Genomic DNA, 16,892 nt, shown 5'->3' on the forward strand with positions numbered 1-16,892 from the left:
CAGCTTATAGCTTGATTCTGTTTTAGCTAGCTTCCGTAATTTTCATTAGTTTCTTATTTTAAATTTTAATGGTGATGAAGAGTACTTCAGCTTATTAGTTATCATTATTTTAGTTCTCCCTTATGCCCTCCAAACGGGTATACTTTCATACACAGGACCAAATTCAGTATTGAAATCACACTACTGAAATTCACCTATGAAAATTCATCAAAAAAGGAACACAGGATAGATTAAATAGAGTTTCTGAACCTGCGTTTCTCATATATTTTGAAATTTTCTTGATTTATTAAAGTATCTTCGGCGAAGATAACAAATAAAGATTCAAAATGCTTTGGCTTTATAATTTTGGTATTTTCTTTTATAGTCTTATAATTAAAGTCTTAGCGAATTTTAATCCCAAGGCAAAACTCTTCATCCAGGGAAGACAAAAATTATTCCAAAGGATCAGTCAGGAAGTTTCTCCTGAACATAAACACATCTGGTTCCATTTTGCATCCCTGGGGGAATTTGAACAAGGCAGACCCGTTCTGGAAAAGGTAAAGGAAAAATATAAAGAAAAAAAAATCATTATAACTTTTTTTTCTCCCTCGGGTTACGAAGTCCGCAAAAATTATCCCGGAGTTGATGGGATTTTTTATTTGCCCCTGGACACTGCCAGCAATGCTGAATTATTTATCTCTTTGATTAACCCTGAAATTGCCATTTTCACTAAATATGAATTTTGGTACCATTATTTTCACCTTCTTCAAAAAAAAGACATCCCCCTTTTTTTAATCTCGGGAATATTCAGACCTGATCAGATCTTTTTTAAGTGGTACGGGGGTTTTCAGCGAAAAATATTAAAATGTATTACACACCTCTTTGTTCAAAATGAAACCAGCCTTCATTTATTGGAAAAGATCCACCTAAAAAACATAAGCCTTAGTGGAGATACCCGCTTCGACAGGGTTTTTGAAAATGCATCCTCTGTAAAAGGAGTCCCTCTTGTCGAAGCTTTTGTTGGTAAAAATCCCGTATTTATTGCTGGGAGTACCTGGCCACAGGATGAGTTTTTACTCCAGTCACTCATTGCTCAATATCCCGATTGGAAAGTCATCATTGCCCCTCATGAAATTGGCAAATCACATCTCTCCCAGCTGGAACAATTATTTCCATCTGCTATAAAATATTCCCAATTGCAGAACGCTTCTGTGACGAGCAATATTCTGATCATAGACAATATCGGTTTATTATCGGGATTATACCAATATGGTAAAATTGCGTACATCGGTGGAGGCTTTGGCGCAGGCATACACAACACACTGGAAGCTGCTGCATTCGGTTTACCCGTTATATTTGGGCCCGAATATCATAAATTTCAGGAAGCAAAAGACCTCATTTCCTTAAAAGCAGCCATTAGCATTCGCAACGAGTATGACCTGGTCAAAGCTTTCGAAAATTTCAACAGCAGTAATCAATACGGTAAAACAGCAAAAGCCTATGTGGAACAAAAAAAAGGCGCCACAATGGGAATCATGCTGGAAATGGAAAAATACCTGAGCTAGTTTTTGGAAAGCTCTACCATAGCCTCTATCCATTTGGGATGGTCATTAAGACTGGCCACCAGTTGAACCTGTTCACCACCAAGTGCCTTAAACTCCTCATGATATTCCACACTAACTTCATAAAGCGTTTCCAGGCAATCGGCCACAAAAGCAGGACAAAATACCAGCAGCCTTTTTTTACCCTGGGCAGCCAGCTCTTTCAGCACTTCACTGGTATACGGTTGCACCCAGGGCTCTTTGCCAAGCCTTGACTGGAAACAAACTGAATATTTTTCGGCAGGAATGTCCAGTTCTGCAGCGATTAAACGGGCAGTATCATGACATTGAGCAGAATAGCAAAATTTATTCACATCTGTCAGACTCGCGCAACAATTTTCTTTTTTCAAGCAATGCTGACCTGAATGATCACATTTGATGAGTTGCCGCTCAGGAAGTCCATGAAAACTAAATAAAATCTGATCATAATTTTCCGGATGGTATTTCCTTGCATTATCAGCAAAGGTTTCAATCATCAGCTTATTATCATGAAAAGAATTCACAAAACTCACAGGAGGAATTGTTGGCCATTTACCCACAATTTCCATCACGTTCTGAATAACTGAACCTGTACTGGCAGAAGCATACTGAGGAAACAAAGGCACAACATGAACACTTTCAACCAGGGCAGATTTCATTCTTTCCAGGGCAGCAGGAATGGATGGTCTCTGATAACGCATTGCCAGCTCGACATGATAGTCATCCCCCAGCTTCTGCTGCACCATTGCAGCCTGAATTTTACTAAAATAAAGGAGTGGTGAACCATTTTCATCCCAGATTTCCTTATATAGCTTAGAGGTTTTAGGGCTTCTGAAAGGAACAATAATTCCTTTAACCAACAGGGTTCTGTTAAAGGCGGGAATATCGATTACCCGTTCGTCCATTAAAAACTGATCTAAATACCTTCTAACATCAGCCACTTCCGGACTATCAGGTGTCCCTAAATTAACTAGCAAAATCCCCTTTTTACCCATATATTAACGTATTCAATTGAGCGTCAAATATCGTGTTTTTATTATTTTTTACCTACCCAAATACAGGGACAACAGAACATTTTTTAGTAAAATTTTAGGCAAGATCACTACTAGAAGCTTTCCAGTTTGGTTTTTACCTGTTCCATCAACCACATTGGCGTAGAGGTTGCCCCACAGATTCCAACCTTATCAATTGGATTAAACCAGGAAATATCCAGTTCTTCTATATTGGAGATGAAATAAGAATGTTCATTATATTTTTTACATACATCGTACAGCACTTTACCATTTGAAGATTTTTTCCCCGATACAAAAATGATCTTATCAAAGTTCGCAACAAATTTCTCCAGGTCATCATAACGGTTGGATACCTGACGGCAAATCGTGTCATTTGCTTTCACCTGGTAACCCCGGCTCAATAATTCTTCTTTAATGTGATAAAACTTATCTGTGCTTTTGGTCGTCTGACTGTACAAGGTAAATTTTGAAGGCAACTCAACCTGGTCAAGCTCTGCCAGGTCCTGAAAAACAATAGCCTTTCCATCGGTCTGTCCCTGCAAACCAATAACCTCTGCATGGCCATGTTTACCAAAAATCAGAATCTGTTCCTGGTCATCATGTGAATTTTTGATCCGATTTTGCAGCTTAAGAACAACCGGACAGGAAGCATCTATCAGGGTCAGGTTATTTTTCAATGCCAGTTCATAAGTAGAAGGCGCTTCACCATGGGCCCGGATCAACACCTTTTCACCATGCAACTCATTTAACTCCTCATGACCAATAATTCTTAAACCCTTGCTTTTTAAACGCTTGACTTCTTCATCATTGTGAACAATATCACCAAGGCAATACAGATACTCTTCCTGATCCAAAATATCTTCCGCCATTTCAATGGCATAAACCACTCCAAAACAAAATCCGGAATCCTTATCTATCGTTACGGCTAAATTATATTTCATATCATGCTCTTCAGACATTCTCTTATTGGACCTGACACTTAAAATCAGATCATTTACAAAAATACACAAAAACGATTGCTCTGATCACTGTGTATTGTAAAAATAAATTCCTGTTCAGGCGGTAATTTTAGCTTGGGTTTTCAGGGCCTGCTCATAATGTTTATTGTACTCACTTTTCAACAACTGAAGACTCACATACTCTTCTGCCTGCCAATTACTCAAATAGCTATTTGCCCGAGGTTTTTTACGGTCAAAATAATCACTTAAGGTAGCTGAAAATATAATCTGAAATTTTTTCCCCGAAGCATTAATCAATTGCAGCAGTCCTTTCTCAAAAGCTATTTTCCCAACATAACTCGAATATAGTTTTCCCTGAGGAAAAACCAGCACCAGGTTCAATGGATCATCCAAGAGTCCCCCTGCATACAACAATGTTTCCACCACATCTTTACCTGCCGGACCAGGCGCAAAGGCGCCCAGGTATTTTAAAAACCAGTGTTTTCGGTAATCTTCCTCAGTGACTAAAACATGGAACTGTCTTTTAAACAAACGCTTATTCAACTGGAACATGAAAAAACCATCCCACCAGCTAAAATGGTTCGCTAAAAGTAAAATCGCTTCTTCTCTTTTCAAATCAACATCAGAATGAGAATAAGAGAAAAAGCCCCGTTTCAGCATATAATCAATATACCAGGAAAAAATCTGATGTATTACTGAGTTCTTACGGGACAGGTGCATTCCCTAAAATGAGAAAAAATCAGGTCAAAAGCAAATGACTAACTCAAATAAACACAGTCCTGTTTTCCATCCACATCTAAAACAACATCAACATGCTCTTTCAGCACAGTAGCCATCTGTAGTCCTACAAAATCAGTTGCTATGGGAAATATTTTATGACTCCGGTCTACCAGGACAACTGTCCGTATTTTTTTATGTGGTGTATTTAAAAAAACGCCCAATCCGTAGGCAAGAGTTTTACCACTGTTCAGCACGTCATCGACCAGAATAATTACCTTGTTTTTCCATTTACTCTCCTCCAGATCAGTGCTGGCCACCAACCGGCTGTTGTCTTTTTCCAGATCTATCCGCAGCATAGTAACCTTCAATTCTGAGATATCAGACAAGACCGCTTTTAACCTGAGGGCCAGTTTATACCCTCTGTCCCAGATTCCGGCAAGTACAATTTCCTTTTCACCCAGGTTATCCTCCAGGATCTGGTAGGCCATACGGTTAATTTTTTGCTGTATTTGTACTTTATCAAGAATTATCAATTGAGAATCCGCCATCTGTATAGTTTATTTGAGCTACAAAAAGAACCATTTTAAGATTCATAATCAAATATTTAAAAAATATTTTCTGATTGTTGCAACGTTTTCCTTTTCCAGGAGTCTAATATTAACAAAACCTATAATCAAATGAAACAATTTATACAAAGACCGGTATTTTTATTACTTGTGCTGCTCTCTTTTGGCAGCCTGGCCGCAGTGGCACAACCCAGTAAAAACTTTAATATCAGCGACTTCAATGAAATTGTCGTATCCAGTGGAATAGATCTGTATCTTACCCAGGCCGGCTCAGAAAACATTAAACTTGTAGGCGATGAAGAACTGATCCAAAATATAGAGGTTGAAAAAAAAGGCAATACCCTAAGCATTAAATATAAAGAAGGCATGACCTGGCGTAGAGTTTTTAAAGGAAAAAGTGCAAAAGCCTATGTTAGCTTCAAAAATTTAAATTCTCTGGTTGCCAGTGGAGGCAGTGATGTTTTTACTCAAAATGAGATCAAATCGGATAAACTCAACCTGAGGGCTTCTGGAGGTTCCGATCTGAAATTAAAAGTAACAGTCCGAGACCTTGACCTAAGGGCTAGCGGAGGTTCTGATGTCAATTTAAGTGGTTCTGCCACCAATATGCAAATCAGCTCCAGTGGCGGAAGCGATATTAATGCTTTTGACTTGATTGCCGAAAATGCAAAGGTTACCTCCAGTGGAGGTTCCGATGCAAACGTACACGTAACCAAAGCTTTAGAAGCCACCGCAAGTGGTGGTAGTGATATTCATTATAAAGGAGATCCTTCTGTTCGAAACAACTCTCCTAAATATAGTGGAAGTGTGAAGAGAATAAGATAAAAGTTTGTTTAAAATCCTGTAAATTGTTCAGCGAATTAAATAGTTTCAGGGTGATTTCAAACAGGCTATTTTTTTTAGTTTTGATCCCTGCTGAGGACCCCCTCCCTGGCAGGGATTTTTTTAATGTCTTTTCTGATAAGGGTAATATACAAAATTAGCCCCCTGTGGAACAACAACAAACAGACACATATAATCCTCAGGTTTCTTATAACTTTTCAGGAACAATTCTTTCCTATCAGGGTGTATAATTCCTTTTTGCACAAACTCTTCAAGCGTAGAGGCCTGTATCGTCCAGTCTGTATTGAGCTCCTCCCTGTTCAGAATCATTTCTCCGATACTGACAGTATGCTGATGGGCAACAAATATAGGATGTGCAGAAATGCCTTCTACCATGATTTCAACAGCAACCTCCTTGATGGACTCGGTGTACAATTCAAGATCTTTTTCCAGACTAATTAAGGGGCTTTTTTTCTCTTCATTTTTTTGCCCTTCGGGTTGCTGGGGCATTAATTCTTCTAAATCCATTTTAAACTACTTGATCAGTTTCAATAAAACCACATTTTCAACATGTTGTGTATGAGGGAACATGTCCACAGGTTTAATTCTTAACACTTCATATTTTTCCTTTAACAGAAAAAGGTCTCTTGCCTGTGTCGCCGCATTACAACTCACATAAACAATCTTATCCGCTTCCATCTCCATTAAACGCTCTACAACATCAGCATGCATGCCAGCTCTGGGAGGGTCTGTAATGACCACATCAGGTTTGCCATGCGCAACAATAAACTCCCTTGTGAGGATATCCTTCATATCGCCTGCATAAAAGATGGTATTATCAATTCCATTCAGTGCAGAATTGAACTTTGCATCCTCAATGGCAGTTGGGACATACTCGATTCCAACAACCTGTTTTGCATTCCGGGCCACAAAATTGGCAATTGTTCCTGCCCCGGTATATAAATCATAAACCAGTTCCCCTCCTGAAAGACCTGCAAATTCACTTGTAATTTTATACAGTTCATGCGCCTGCGCAGAATTGGTTTGATAAAAAGATTTTACCCCAATTTTAAACTGCAAACCATCCATCTCTTCAAAAATATGGTCCCTTCCGGAATACAGCACGACCTCTTGGTCAAAAATGGTGTCATTCTTTTTCTGGTTGACGATATACAGCAAAGAAGCAATCTTAAAGTTTTCTTTAAGGTATTCCATTAAACCATCAATTTGATGCTGTTCTGCATAAGCAAAAACCACAGCGACCATCACTTCTCCTGTCGAGGAAGTCCTGATGATCAGATTACGCAGATTTCCTTCATGCATGCGAAGGTCATAAAAACTCAAACCTGCTCTGATGGCATATTCCCTAACACCGTTCCTAATGCTATTGGACGGTTCTGCCTGAAGGTAACAATGCTCAATATCAAGAATCTTATCAAAGCGGGAAGGCACATGAAAACCAAGCGCATTCAATTCCAGGTCGTCCCGGTCTGTCATATCCTCTTTTTCCAGCCAGCGTTTATTGGAAAAAGTATATTCCAGTTTGTTGCGATAATAAGTATCTGCTACAGAACCAAGAATCGGTTCCATTGCACCAGTATCTATTTTTGCCAGCCGTTGTAAAGCCGCTTCCACATTTTTCGCTTTAAATTTCAGTTGGGCATCATATTGCATATGCTGCCATTTACAACCACCGCAGGTTCCAAAATGTTTACAAAAAGGGTCTGTTCTATACTCAGAGGCGGTGTGCAGTTCTTGTATAACCGCTTCAGCAAAGTTTTTTTTCTTTTTGGTCAGACGGACGTCCACAACATCCCCAGGCACTGCCTTATCCACAAAAACCACCAACTCGTCAGCTTTTCCAACACCTTTACCTTCTTCGGCAATATCAACGATATGCAAACTGGGAAGTATGGTTACCGTCCCTGATTTTCTCTTTCTACTCATTATCCGGCAAATTTACAGATTTTCGGCAAGTATTTTCGACAATTGAACGGGAATGAAAAGCTTTCACTTTAAGACACATGGTAAACAGAGACGATTTGACACAGATCAGCCCCGAAATTTGCCAAATCAAAAATAAACAGATGGCTTTATCTGCCGAAAATTTTCAGGATCCAACCCAGCAACCCTTCCACCAGGTTAAAATTCACATCAAATTTTTCTTCTACCAATACAGAAAATTCTAAAACTTCTTTACTCATTGTAGTAGACCTTATACAAACAAATATAAAGGTTTTTGTACCGAATAACAAAACGGTATAGATTAAGAAATTATAAACTCTGTACGATCCCTCAGCGGGTTATAAAGCAGCCTTTACCAAAAAAGGCAACAATTCTTTTTGAAAACTAACAAAGTTTTTTCGAACATCCGCATCACTTACCGAAGTAAAGGCAAAAGAGAAAACAATACTTTTACTCGCCTTCAAGAGAAAGGCCAGACCTTCCTTACGGGAAGGATTATTCTTAAAATGATCCAGCTCAAGATAGGCAGCAAGCAGCAGTGATTCCAGCTGATCAGAAAGGTGTTTTAAAAACTCCTGAGAATTTGCGTTTTCCCTAACAAAATCCCACCCAATAAATTCATTGCAAACTGTAAATGTCAGCCTGCAGGTTTTCATAACCAGAGCCTTAAGGTGTTCTTCTTCGTCGGCAAACTGCGCTTTATTTTTCAATATCTCTCTTAGATTCAAATCCAGATAATCCATTAAGATGGCATCCAGAACATGTTCTTTACTGTCAAAATATTTATAAATCGTCGCTTTGGCAATCCGGGCTTTTTTGGCAATTTCATTTACGCTGGTTTTATGATAACCATACTTTCTGAACAGTTCCTTAGCCGCTTTGAGAATACTATCTTTAATTTTTTCTGGCTCCATTAATTCGTTATGTGTAAAATCTGACCACCTTGAATGGACACATTATAAGATCTTAAATTGCGTACTGCAGGTGCTTTTACCGGACTCCCGTCTAAAAGGGAAAATTTCGCGCCGGTGCAGGGATCAGTAGCGCTTACCCCGCTTTCATCTGGGGTCACCTGACACCTGTTTTCCGGATTAACAGAGCTGCAACGGTCATAGGCCATATAGGAGCCATTAAAAGGAGAATATACGATGAGGATCCCGGCAACCCCCTGGTTAGGCACAATCAATACATTGTTTACCGCATAAATTTTAAACTCAGCTACACTCTTGATTAAGTCTACAGGGACATTGGGAACGTAAACACTTTCCTTCCCGCAACTCGCAAAAACCGATAAGGTGAGTAATAAAAGAGCTATTTTCTTCATCGTTTCAACACTTAGAATACCTATATCAATGAGGACTTGTACTGTTTAAGGAAACGCACATCATTTTCCGAAAATAAACGCAGGTCCTTGATTTCAAATTTCAAATTGGCAATTCTTTCAATTCCCATTCCGAAAGCAAAACCACTGTATTTTTTGGAATCTATTCCGCAATTTTCCAGCACATTGGGATCTACCATTCCACAACCCAGAATCTCTACCCAGCCGCTGTACTTACAAAGCTGACAACCTGCACCTTTACAAATCGTACAGGAAATATCCATTTCTGCAGAAGGCTCCGTAAAAGGAAAATAGGAAGGACGGAAACGCACCTTTGTGCCTTCTCCATACAACTCCTGGACAAAATAAAACAAAGTTTGTTTCAGGTCTGCGAAAGAAACATTTTCATCCACATATAAGCCTTCTACCTGATGAAAGAAACAATGTGCCCGGGCAGAAATGGCTTCATTACGGTATACCCTTCCTGGCATAATCGCTCTGAAAGGTGGTTTACCCGCTTCCATCATTCTCACCTGCACAGAAGAAGTGTGCGTACGTAAAGCAATATCTCCCTTTTCCCCTCCTTTTTTGATAAAGAAAGTATCCTGCATATCCCTTGCAGGATGTTCTTCAGGGAAATTAAGTGCGGAGAAATTATGCCAGTCGTCCTCAATTTCAGGCCCCTCTGCTACGACGAAACCAAGTTTATTGAAAATTTCTACAATTTCTCTGCGCACCAGCGCCAGTGGATGACGGGCCCCGATTTCAAAACCTTCTCCAGGCAGGCTCAGGTCCATATCCTTATCTTTAGATACGGATTCTGTCGCTGTCTGTTCTTTTATGGACTGATATTTATTTTCAGCCAGTTGTTTAAACTCATTTAAAACTTTACCCAGCGTCCTTTTTTCCTCTGGTGAAACAGCCTTAAACTCATCAAAAATATCTTTAATAATGCCTTTTGTACCTAAAAATCTGATCCTGAACTGCTCCAGTTCTTCGGCATTTTCCGTTAAAAACGCATTAATCTCTTCCGTGTATTGTGTTATCTTATCTTGTAACATATGCAAATATACAGCTATTTCGGTAATATTGCTTATCACCTAAACTTCCAAAAACAAGCCTTCTGCCTATTTCCTTAATGAAAATGAACCCGGTCAGGCAAAAAAAGAGGGTAATCTTTAGATTACCCCGAGTGTTTTTCCAACTTTGGTGAAAGCCGCAATTGCTTTATCCAAATGGTGTTGTTCATGCCCTGCAGAGAGCTGCACGCGAATCCTGGCTTTACCTTGAGGGACCACAGGATAATAGAATCCAATTACATAAATTCCTTCATCCAGCATTTTTGCTGCAAATTCCTGTGCAAGTTTTGCGTCATAAAGCATCACCGGAACAATCGGATGCACCCCTTCCTTAATGTCAAAGCCAGCGGCCGTCATTTTTTCGCGAAAATACCTGGTATTACTTTCAAGCTTATCTCTCAGTTCAGTGGTTTCACTCAGCATATCCAATACAGCAACTGAGGCCCCTGCTATAGCTGGTGCCAGTGTATTGGAGAACAAATAAGGTCTGGACCGCTGGCGCAACATATCGATGATTTCTTTTTTACCAGAAGTAAATCCTCCTGAAGCCCCACCCAATGCTTTGCCCAGTGTGCCAGTAATGATATCAATTCTGTCGATTACATTAAAATGTTCATGTGTCCCACGACCTGTTTTACCAATAAATCCCGTACAATGTGATTCATCGATCATGACTAAGGCCTCGTACTTATCAGCCAGATCGCATATTTTATCCAGTGGTGCCACTACTCCATCCATAGAGAATGCACCATCTGTTACAATAATCCGGTGTCTGGAATCTTTGGCTGCAATAAGTTGCTGCTCCAGGTCTTGCATATCTGCATTTTTATATCTGAAACGTTTTGCTTTACATAAACGCACACCATCAATAATGGAGGCATGGTTCAGCTCATCGGATATAATTGCGTCCTGATCGTTAAATAAAGGTTCGAAAACACCACCGTTCGCATCAAAAGCAGCCGCATACAAAATGGTATCTTCTGTGCCCAGAAATTGGGATATTTTGGCTTCCAGTTCTTTATGCACGTCCTGCGTTCCACAAATGAAACGAACAGAAGACATCCCATAACCATATTGGTCAATAGCCTTTTTTGCGGCTTCTGTAACCTTTGGATGAGAAGATAAGCCAAGATAATTGTTTGCACAGAAATTCAGGACTTCCTGTCCAGTGCTTACCTTAATGTCAGCTCCCTGAGGGGTAACAATGATCCTTTCTTTTTTATATAATCCGTCTTTTTCTATTTGTTCAAGTTCTTGCTGAAGAACAGGCTGCAGTGTTTTATACATTTTATTTTAAATTGATGCAATCAAAGTTAGGAAAATATCGGCGCTCAGAGGTAGTGCATTAAGGGAACATTTTATAAAATGTAAGACGAAATGGACATTTCACTGCCTTTCCAGCAATCTGAGCAAAAAATCGAAAGCTTATCTTTACCGTTCTAAGAAAAGTTTTCCTTTCTCGTAATCCGATAGGCGCATCTTCTTGCCCCTGCAATGATGTGGTCTACGCGGTCAACCTGAACCTCATTTCCCAGTACAGACCGAAATGTGTTTAACTCAGAAACGCAAAGTCCCTGGCAGGTTTTTGCTGCGGCACAAATCGGGCAATGGTTTTCGACCAGCAGATAACCATCAGATTCTTTTATATACTCTGCCATATAGCCCTCTCTGGTCCTGATTCCGGCAAGTCCCGAAATTCTTTCTTCTAAAGTTACTGCAGCCTCGAGTTCAGCCAGATACTTTACCTTTCCTGATTGCTCTGCAGCATCAATAACTTTTTGAAGTGCATCCTCACCCAAGGTGTTTTTGACCAACCCGATCAATTTTACAGTCAACTCTGCATGGGTATCCGGAAAACCAGCATGTCCAAGCTCGGTAAGGCTAAATAATTGCTTAGGCCTGCCTACCCCATTGGATTCATGAGCAGAACTGACCAGTCCATCTTCCATAAACTTGATCAGCTGTAGCCTTGCCCCCTCACTGGTGATACCCAGTTCCTTTGCAATTTCTGCAGCAGTCAGGGTTCCCCTTGTTTTCAGCAGCATTAAGAATCTGTTTGTCTTCATAATCTAATAAAACAAGTCAAAAGTTGTTTTATTAACAAAAGTACTAACTTTGCTAAACTTCTAACAACAATCCGCACAAAATCTTCCTTGCAAGGAAGTATTTAGTTCTATAAAAAATTTCAAAAAATGGAAGAAATCAAAAACAGAGTAAAATTAAGCGGTATACTGACCCTTGACCTGATGCAGTATAAACCGACAAAAGATCAATACCTGACTTTTGATCTTGTACCCTTTTTATTCCATGAATACCTTCTGCAGGAAAAAAACTTCCGGGCAGAAATGTTAGCCATAGACTGGAGCAGATACAGTAACAAAGAGGTCATTTTGTGTTGTTCAAATGACGCCATTGTCCCTTATTGGGCCTATGTTTATGTGGCTTCTTTACTGTCCCTCTATACGGACACTGTTCTATATGCCGATCAGCGGGATCACCAGGAGCTCTTGTGGGCCGAAAGGATCAAAAAAATAAATTATACATTTTTTAAAGACAAAAAAGTGGTTCTTAAAGCCAGCTCTATGGTACCTCCGGACTTATTTGTTCTGGTAACCTCCCATCTGATGCAACAAGTGCAAAGCCTGATGTGGGGCGAAGCAGGTGCTCCTGTGATGATCTACAAAAGAAATCATTAAACATAAAAATCTTACTCCAACTCTAGAGCTTGTGCTCACCTAGTGCACACCTGGGTCACACTTTGTTCACAAAAAGATACCCATTTGTGACTTAGGTGTGAACAAGGTGTGAGCCAGGTGTGAAGAAGCCCTCTTTTTGTGAAGCGCTTCATTGCCCCTGTGGATATTGAAATTTCTTTCGTATTTTTGCAAAAAACATTAAACGCCGTATGCAACGGTATCAATGCATTATGAAAAAATTCCAGACATTACTTTACTATTGTTATAGTCCAATAGCTAATGCAGAACAATTTGCTGCAGACCACCTTGCTTTTTGTAAATCCCTGAACCTTGTGGGCAGGATTATTGTTGCCGACGAAGGACTGAACGGTACCGTATCCGGAAGCCGGGAATCCTGTGAAACTTATATGGCCTCGATTAAAGCTGATGAACGTTTCGCCAAAACAGATTTCAAGATCGATGATGTAGAAGAACCTTCTTTTATTAAGATGCATTGTCGTTACAAATCGGAAATTGTGCATTCGGGCTTAAGAGACCCGAAGATCATTGATCCGAATAGACAAACCGGAAAACATCTTGAACCGGCCGAATTCCAGAAAATGATAGATCAGGATGATGTAGTGATCCTTGATGTGCGCTCCAATTATGAACATAACCTTGGGCGTTTTAAAAATGCAGTTACCCTGGACATTGAGAATTTCAGGGATTTTCCTGAAAAGATCAACGAGCTTGCCCAATACAAAAATAAAAAAGTTCTTACCTATTGTACCGGAGGAATAAAATGTGAAAAAGCCTCTGCTTTGTTGCTTCATCATGGGTTTAATGATGTCTACCAGTTACATGGCGGTATCATTAAATACGGAAAAGAGGCCGGCGGCGAAGACTTTGAAGGCAAATGTTATGTATTCGACAACCGTATTGCAGTTGATGTCAACACGGTTAATCCCAAGGTAATTTCCACTTGCTACAATTGTGGGAAAGTTACCCCTAAAATGATCAATTGTGCCAATCCGGAGTGTAATGAACATATTACGCAATGCGATGAGTGCGGACATGAATTACAGGGCTGCTGTTCAACGGCTTGTATTTCCAATCCCCGTAGACGTCCCTACGATGGCACAGGTTATTATGTAAAAGTCCCTCAACCGGTTAATAAGGTTTCATGATCAAAGGAACCCTGAAGTATTTTCTGTTATTTGTTCTGTTCTTAGGAGCTTTGAGCACCCAGGCAGACGACATCAAAAGCATCGGGGTACCTTATATACAAAACTATCCTAAATCGGTCTATTTATCCGGAAACCAGAACTGGTCAGTCGCCAAGGATAAAAATGGCATGATGTACTTTGGCAATACCGAAGGTTTGCTTGTTTTTGACGGCAAGTACTGGCAACAGTATAAAATGCCAAATGGGCAAATTGTTCGTTCTGTGGCCACAGATTCTAAAGGAAATGTTTATACAGGCGGTTTTGGGGAGTTCGGCTTCTGGAGAATGGAAGGTAAGCACCTTAAATACACATCTCTGACCGGACTGATCCCCGGCAAATCAAAAATTACGGATGAGATCTGGAAAATCTATGTGGACGGAAACAGAATTATATTCCAGTCTTTTAAAGCTGTTTACATTTACCAGGACAACAAAATCAGCATCATAAAGAATTCATCAGATTTTTTATTCCTCTATAAAATTGACAAAAGATTTATCATAGAAGCCCTTGGTAAAGGACTCTTTGAACTGAGCGGTAATAAATTAATCGCCCTCAAAAACACAGGGGCACCCCTTCCTGGCAATGTGTTGTCCATTTTACCTTACAAAGAAGGGAAACTACTTATCGGAACCAGCAAATTTGGGCTATTTGTTTACGATGGTGAAAAATACAGCCCTTTTATTAGTCCTGCAAACGCCTTTTTACAAACCTATCAACTCAATAACGGAACACAAGTCTCCGGAAAATATTATGCCTTTGGAACAATTCTAAACGGGGTCATTATCATAGACGAAAATGGTGTAATTGTTCAACAGATCAATAAATCCAGTGGCCTGCAGAACAATACCGTGCTTAGTATCTTTGCAGACAATGAAAAAAACCTTTGGGCAGGCCTCGATAATGGAATTGACCGGATTGAGCTCAATTCTTCCCTTTATTTTTATTTTGACAAAACAGGTTTATTCGGGACAGTATATTCCAGCTTGATTTATGGTGGTAATATTTACCTGGGTACCAACCAGGGTCTTTTTTACAGTCCCTGGGCAGCTGGACACTCCTTCAGTTCTTTTGATTTTAAACTCGTTCCAAAATCACAAGGACAGGTCTGGGAGCTCAACGAAATTGATGGGCAATTGCTCAGCGGTCACAATGATGGCACATTTAGTGTAAAGGGAAATGCCATTGAAAAAATTTCAGGTCTGAGCGGTGGATGGACCATCAAAAAGCTAAATGACGACTACCTCATTCAAGGGGCATACAACGGACTTGTGCTCTTTAAAAAAGATGTTACGGGTAAATGGAAGTTTGATGCTAAAGTGGCCAATTTTGCGCAACCCTCCCGTTATGTAGAAAGAGATGCCAAAGGAGACATCTGGGTAAGCCATGCCTATAAAGGCCTTTACAAACTAACCTTAAGCCCGGATTTTAAAACAGTAACCAGCACCAAATACTACGATGAACACAACGGCCTGCCAAGCAGCTACAACATCAACTTGTTTATGCTGGAAAAAACCCTGTTGTTTTCCTCGGACCAGGGTTTTCTCACCTATGACGAGATCAGCAACCGTTTTACAAAATACCAGTCGCTCAATAAAGCCCTTGGCTCTTTTTCTAGGTCCAATAAAATCATCAATGCCGGACAAAAAAAATACTGGTTCATTAACCATGGGAAAATGGCCCTGGTCAATTTTAACCAGCCCGGTAAAATCGAAATAGACTCCAATCGCTTCAGTGTCCTGGATGGCAGGATGGTACAGTATTATGAAAACATCAGCAAAATCAGTGACCAAATGTACCTGATCAGTGTGGATGATGGCTTCGTAATTTACAACAGCTCACAGCAAAACGACCGTAAAAAAACCACATTACCTGCGGTACTTATCAGAAAAATTGATGACATTACCGACACTTACCAAACCATCAGTGAAGCAGGCAGTACAGCCCAAGGTATAGAAATCCCTTTCAGCAGAAATAACATCAGGATTTCTTACGCTCTTCCCTATTACAGACAAGCAAAGATCAAATTTCAATATTATCTGGAAGGCTATTCCAGAATCTGGTCAGACTGGAGTGCGGCCTCTCAAAAAGATTTCACCAACCTTGGAAGGGGCAATTATAAATTTCTTGTCCGGGCAAAAATAAACGACCAGACCATCAGTGAAATTACTTCTTTCGAATTTACCATACTTCCTCCTTTCTATGCCAGCAACTGGGCCCTTGCTTTTTATTTCATTCTGATTATTGCCTTGTTGATTTTAGGGAAAAAACTCTACGAGAAAAAACTGCTTAAAGACCAGACTTCCATTACTGAAAAACTCCAGGCAGAAAAAGAAGCCTATCTTAAAAAGGAAGCTGAAGCAACTGAAAAGCAAATCATCAAATTACAAACTGAAAAATTACATGCAGAACTGGCTGGTAAAAACAGGGAACTGGCAAATTCTGCCATGAGCCTGGTTTACAAAAATGAATTGCTGCAAAAGATCAGTGAAGAGATTCTGAAATTAAAAGATGAAAATGGAAAAAAGCTTTCGGAAGACCAGTTGCGAAAAATTCAAAAAGTTATAGATGAAGGTATGAATGATGAGCGGGACTGGAACTTGTTTGAAAGTAGCTTCAATGAAGCTCACGAGAGTTTCTTTAAAAAGCTAAAAGCAAACCATCCGGACCTGGTACCAAATGACCTTAAACTCTGTGCCTACCTGCACATGAACATGAGTAGTAAAGAAATGGCGTCACTGTTGAATATTTCCTTGCGGGGGGTCGAAATCAGGCGTTACAGGCTGAGAAAAAAGCTCAATGTCCCACATGATAAAAACCTTGTAGAGTTCCTTATGGAGCTCTAAGTACTACTACATTACCTCTCATAGATCAAAAAAAACATCAAAAAAATTCTTGATTTTCCCTTGGCCTGATGTAGTCTCAATATTCTGCAATACAAGTCAAAACATGTGTTTTTGAACTAAAAACGACGATTGTATACCAGCATG

17 protein-coding genes are annotated in these 16,892 nt (G+C 39.8%); 5 read left to right on the forward strand and 12 right to left on the reverse strand.

The features are described 5' to 3' along the window. Positions 1-326: 326 nt before the first annotated feature. Positions 327-1,544, forward strand: coding sequence for a 3-deoxy-D-manno-octulosonic acid transferase (locus B0O44_RS21150; protein WP_110834100.1), 1,218 nt, complete (start codon positions 327-329; stop codon positions 1,542-1,544). Here the strand turns inward: B0O44_RS21150 and hemH are convergent. The 4 genes from hemH to B0O44_RS21170 all read right to left on the reverse strand — a co-directional run bounded on the left by hemH (position 1,541) and on the right by B0O44_RS21170 (position 4,799). Further along, positions 1,541-2,554: a ferrochelatase gene (gene hemH / locus B0O44_RS21155; protein WP_110834101.1), complete on the reverse strand. Its 1,014-nt coding sequence runs from the start codon at positions 2,552-2,554 to the stop codon at positions 1,541-1,543. The two genes, B0O44_RS21150 and hemH, sit on opposite strands and share 4 nt — an antisense overlap. Before the next feature lie 110 nt (positions 2,555-2,664). Further along, entirely contained in the window at positions 2,665-3,513 is an 849-nt protein-coding gene (locus B0O44_RS21160) for a 4-hydroxy-3-methylbut-2-enyl diphosphate reductase (protein ID WP_110834311.1), read from the reverse strand. 114 nt (positions 3,514-3,627) lie between these two features. Further along, on the reverse strand, positions 3,628-4,146 hold the full coding sequence (locus B0O44_RS21165; protein WP_245943761.1) for a lysophospholipid acyltransferase family protein: 519 nt from the start codon (positions 4,144-4,146) through the stop codon (positions 3,628-3,630). A gap of 143 nt (positions 4,147-4,289) precedes the next feature. Beyond that, on the reverse strand, positions 4,290-4,799 hold the full coding sequence (locus B0O44_RS21170; protein WP_110834103.1) for a phosphoribosyltransferase family protein: 510 nt from the start codon (positions 4,797-4,799) through the stop codon (positions 4,290-4,292). A gap of 129 nt (positions 4,800-4,928) precedes the next feature. Between B0O44_RS21170 and B0O44_RS21175 the strand changes: the two genes are divergently transcribed. Further along, positions 4,929-5,642 (forward strand): head GIN domain-containing protein, encoded by a 714-nt coding sequence (locus tag B0O44_RS21175; RefSeq protein WP_110834104.1) that lies wholly within the window; start codon positions 4,929-4,931, stop codon positions 5,640-5,642. Positions 5,643-5,762: 120 nt separating this feature from the next. On the opposite strand, the gene B0O44_RS21180 is transcribed toward B0O44_RS21175, so the two are convergent. The 8 genes from B0O44_RS21180 to B0O44_RS21215 form a co-directional block, all read right to left on the reverse strand. Further along, the gene (locus tag B0O44_RS21180) at positions 5,763-6,167 is read right to left on the reverse strand and encodes a hypothetical protein (protein ID WP_110834105.1); all 405 of its coding nucleotides are present in this window, start codon (positions 6,165-6,167) and stop codon (positions 5,763-5,765) included. A 6-nt stretch (positions 6,168-6,173) separates the two neighbouring features. Continuing rightward, the gene (gene rlmD / locus B0O44_RS21185) at positions 6,174-7,586 is read right to left on the reverse strand and encodes a 23S rRNA (uracil(1939)-C(5))-methyltransferase RlmD (RefSeq protein WP_110834106.1); all 1,413 of its coding nucleotides are present in this window, start codon (positions 7,584-7,586) and stop codon (positions 6,174-6,176) included. Positions 7,587-7,732: 146 nt separating this feature from the next. Then, on the reverse strand, positions 7,733-7,843 hold the full coding sequence (locus B0O44_RS21190) for a phenylalanyl-tRNA synthetase subunit alpha (protein WP_110834107.1): 111 nt from the start codon (positions 7,841-7,843) through the stop codon (positions 7,733-7,735). Between the two features lie 99 nt (positions 7,844-7,942). Next, the gene (locus B0O44_RS21195) at positions 7,943-8,518 is read right to left on the reverse strand and encodes a TetR/AcrR family transcriptional regulator (protein ID WP_110834108.1); all 576 of its coding nucleotides are present in this window, start codon (positions 8,516-8,518) and stop codon (positions 7,943-7,945) included. After that, positions 8,518-8,928, reverse strand: a complete 411-nt coding sequence (locus B0O44_RS21200; protein WP_110834109.1) for a Rieske (2Fe-2S) protein — start codon at positions 8,926-8,928, stop codon at positions 8,518-8,520. Before B0O44_RS21200 ends, B0O44_RS21195 begins: the two co-directional genes overlap by 1 nt. Positions 8,929-8,948: 20 nt before the next feature. Next, positions 8,949-9,986 carry a phenylalanine--tRNA ligase subunit alpha gene (pheS, locus tag B0O44_RS21205; protein ID WP_110834110.1) on the reverse strand — a complete coding sequence of 346 codons (1,038 nt, stop codon included), beginning with the start codon at positions 9,984-9,986 and terminating at the stop codon, positions 8,949-8,951. Between the two features lie 117 nt (positions 9,987-10,103). Continuing rightward, positions 10,104-11,291 (reverse strand): glycine C-acetyltransferase, encoded by a 1,188-nt coding sequence (gene kbl / locus B0O44_RS21210; RefSeq protein WP_110834111.1) that lies wholly within the window; start codon positions 11,289-11,291, stop codon positions 10,104-10,106. 152 nt (positions 11,292-11,443) lie between these two features. Then, the gene (locus tag B0O44_RS21215) at positions 11,444-12,070 is read right to left on the reverse strand and encodes a helix-turn-helix transcriptional regulator (protein WP_110834112.1); all 627 of its coding nucleotides are present in this window, start codon (positions 12,068-12,070) and stop codon (positions 11,444-11,446) included. Between the two features lie 126 nt (positions 12,071-12,196). On the opposite strand from B0O44_RS21215, the gene B0O44_RS21220 reads away from it, so the two are divergent. The 3 genes from B0O44_RS21220 (at position 12,197) to B0O44_RS21230 (ending at position 16,748) form a co-directional block, all read left to right on the forward strand. After that, positions 12,197-12,700 (forward strand): DUF2480 family protein, encoded by a 504-nt coding sequence (locus tag B0O44_RS21220; RefSeq protein WP_110834113.1) that lies wholly within the window; start codon positions 12,197-12,199, stop codon positions 12,698-12,700. Positions 12,701-12,930: 230 nt separating this feature from the next. Then, positions 12,931-13,866, forward strand: coding sequence for an oxygen-dependent tRNA uridine(34) hydroxylase TrhO (gene trhO / locus B0O44_RS21225; RefSeq protein ID WP_110834114.1), 936 nt, complete (start codon positions 12,931-12,933; stop codon positions 13,864-13,866). After that, entirely contained in the window at positions 13,863-16,748 is a 2,886-nt protein-coding gene (locus tag B0O44_RS21230; protein ID WP_110834115.1) for a ligand-binding sensor domain-containing protein, read from the forward strand. The genes trhO and B0O44_RS21230 overlap by 4 nt, the downstream gene beginning before the upstream one ends. The last annotated feature ends 144 nt before the right edge of the window (positions 16,749-16,892 follow it).

Source organism: Pedobacter nutrimenti, from assembly GCF_003208655.1.
GTDB classification, from domain to species: Bacteria; Bacteroidota; Bacteroidia; order Sphingobacteriales; family Sphingobacteriaceae; genus Pedobacter; species Pedobacter nutrimenti.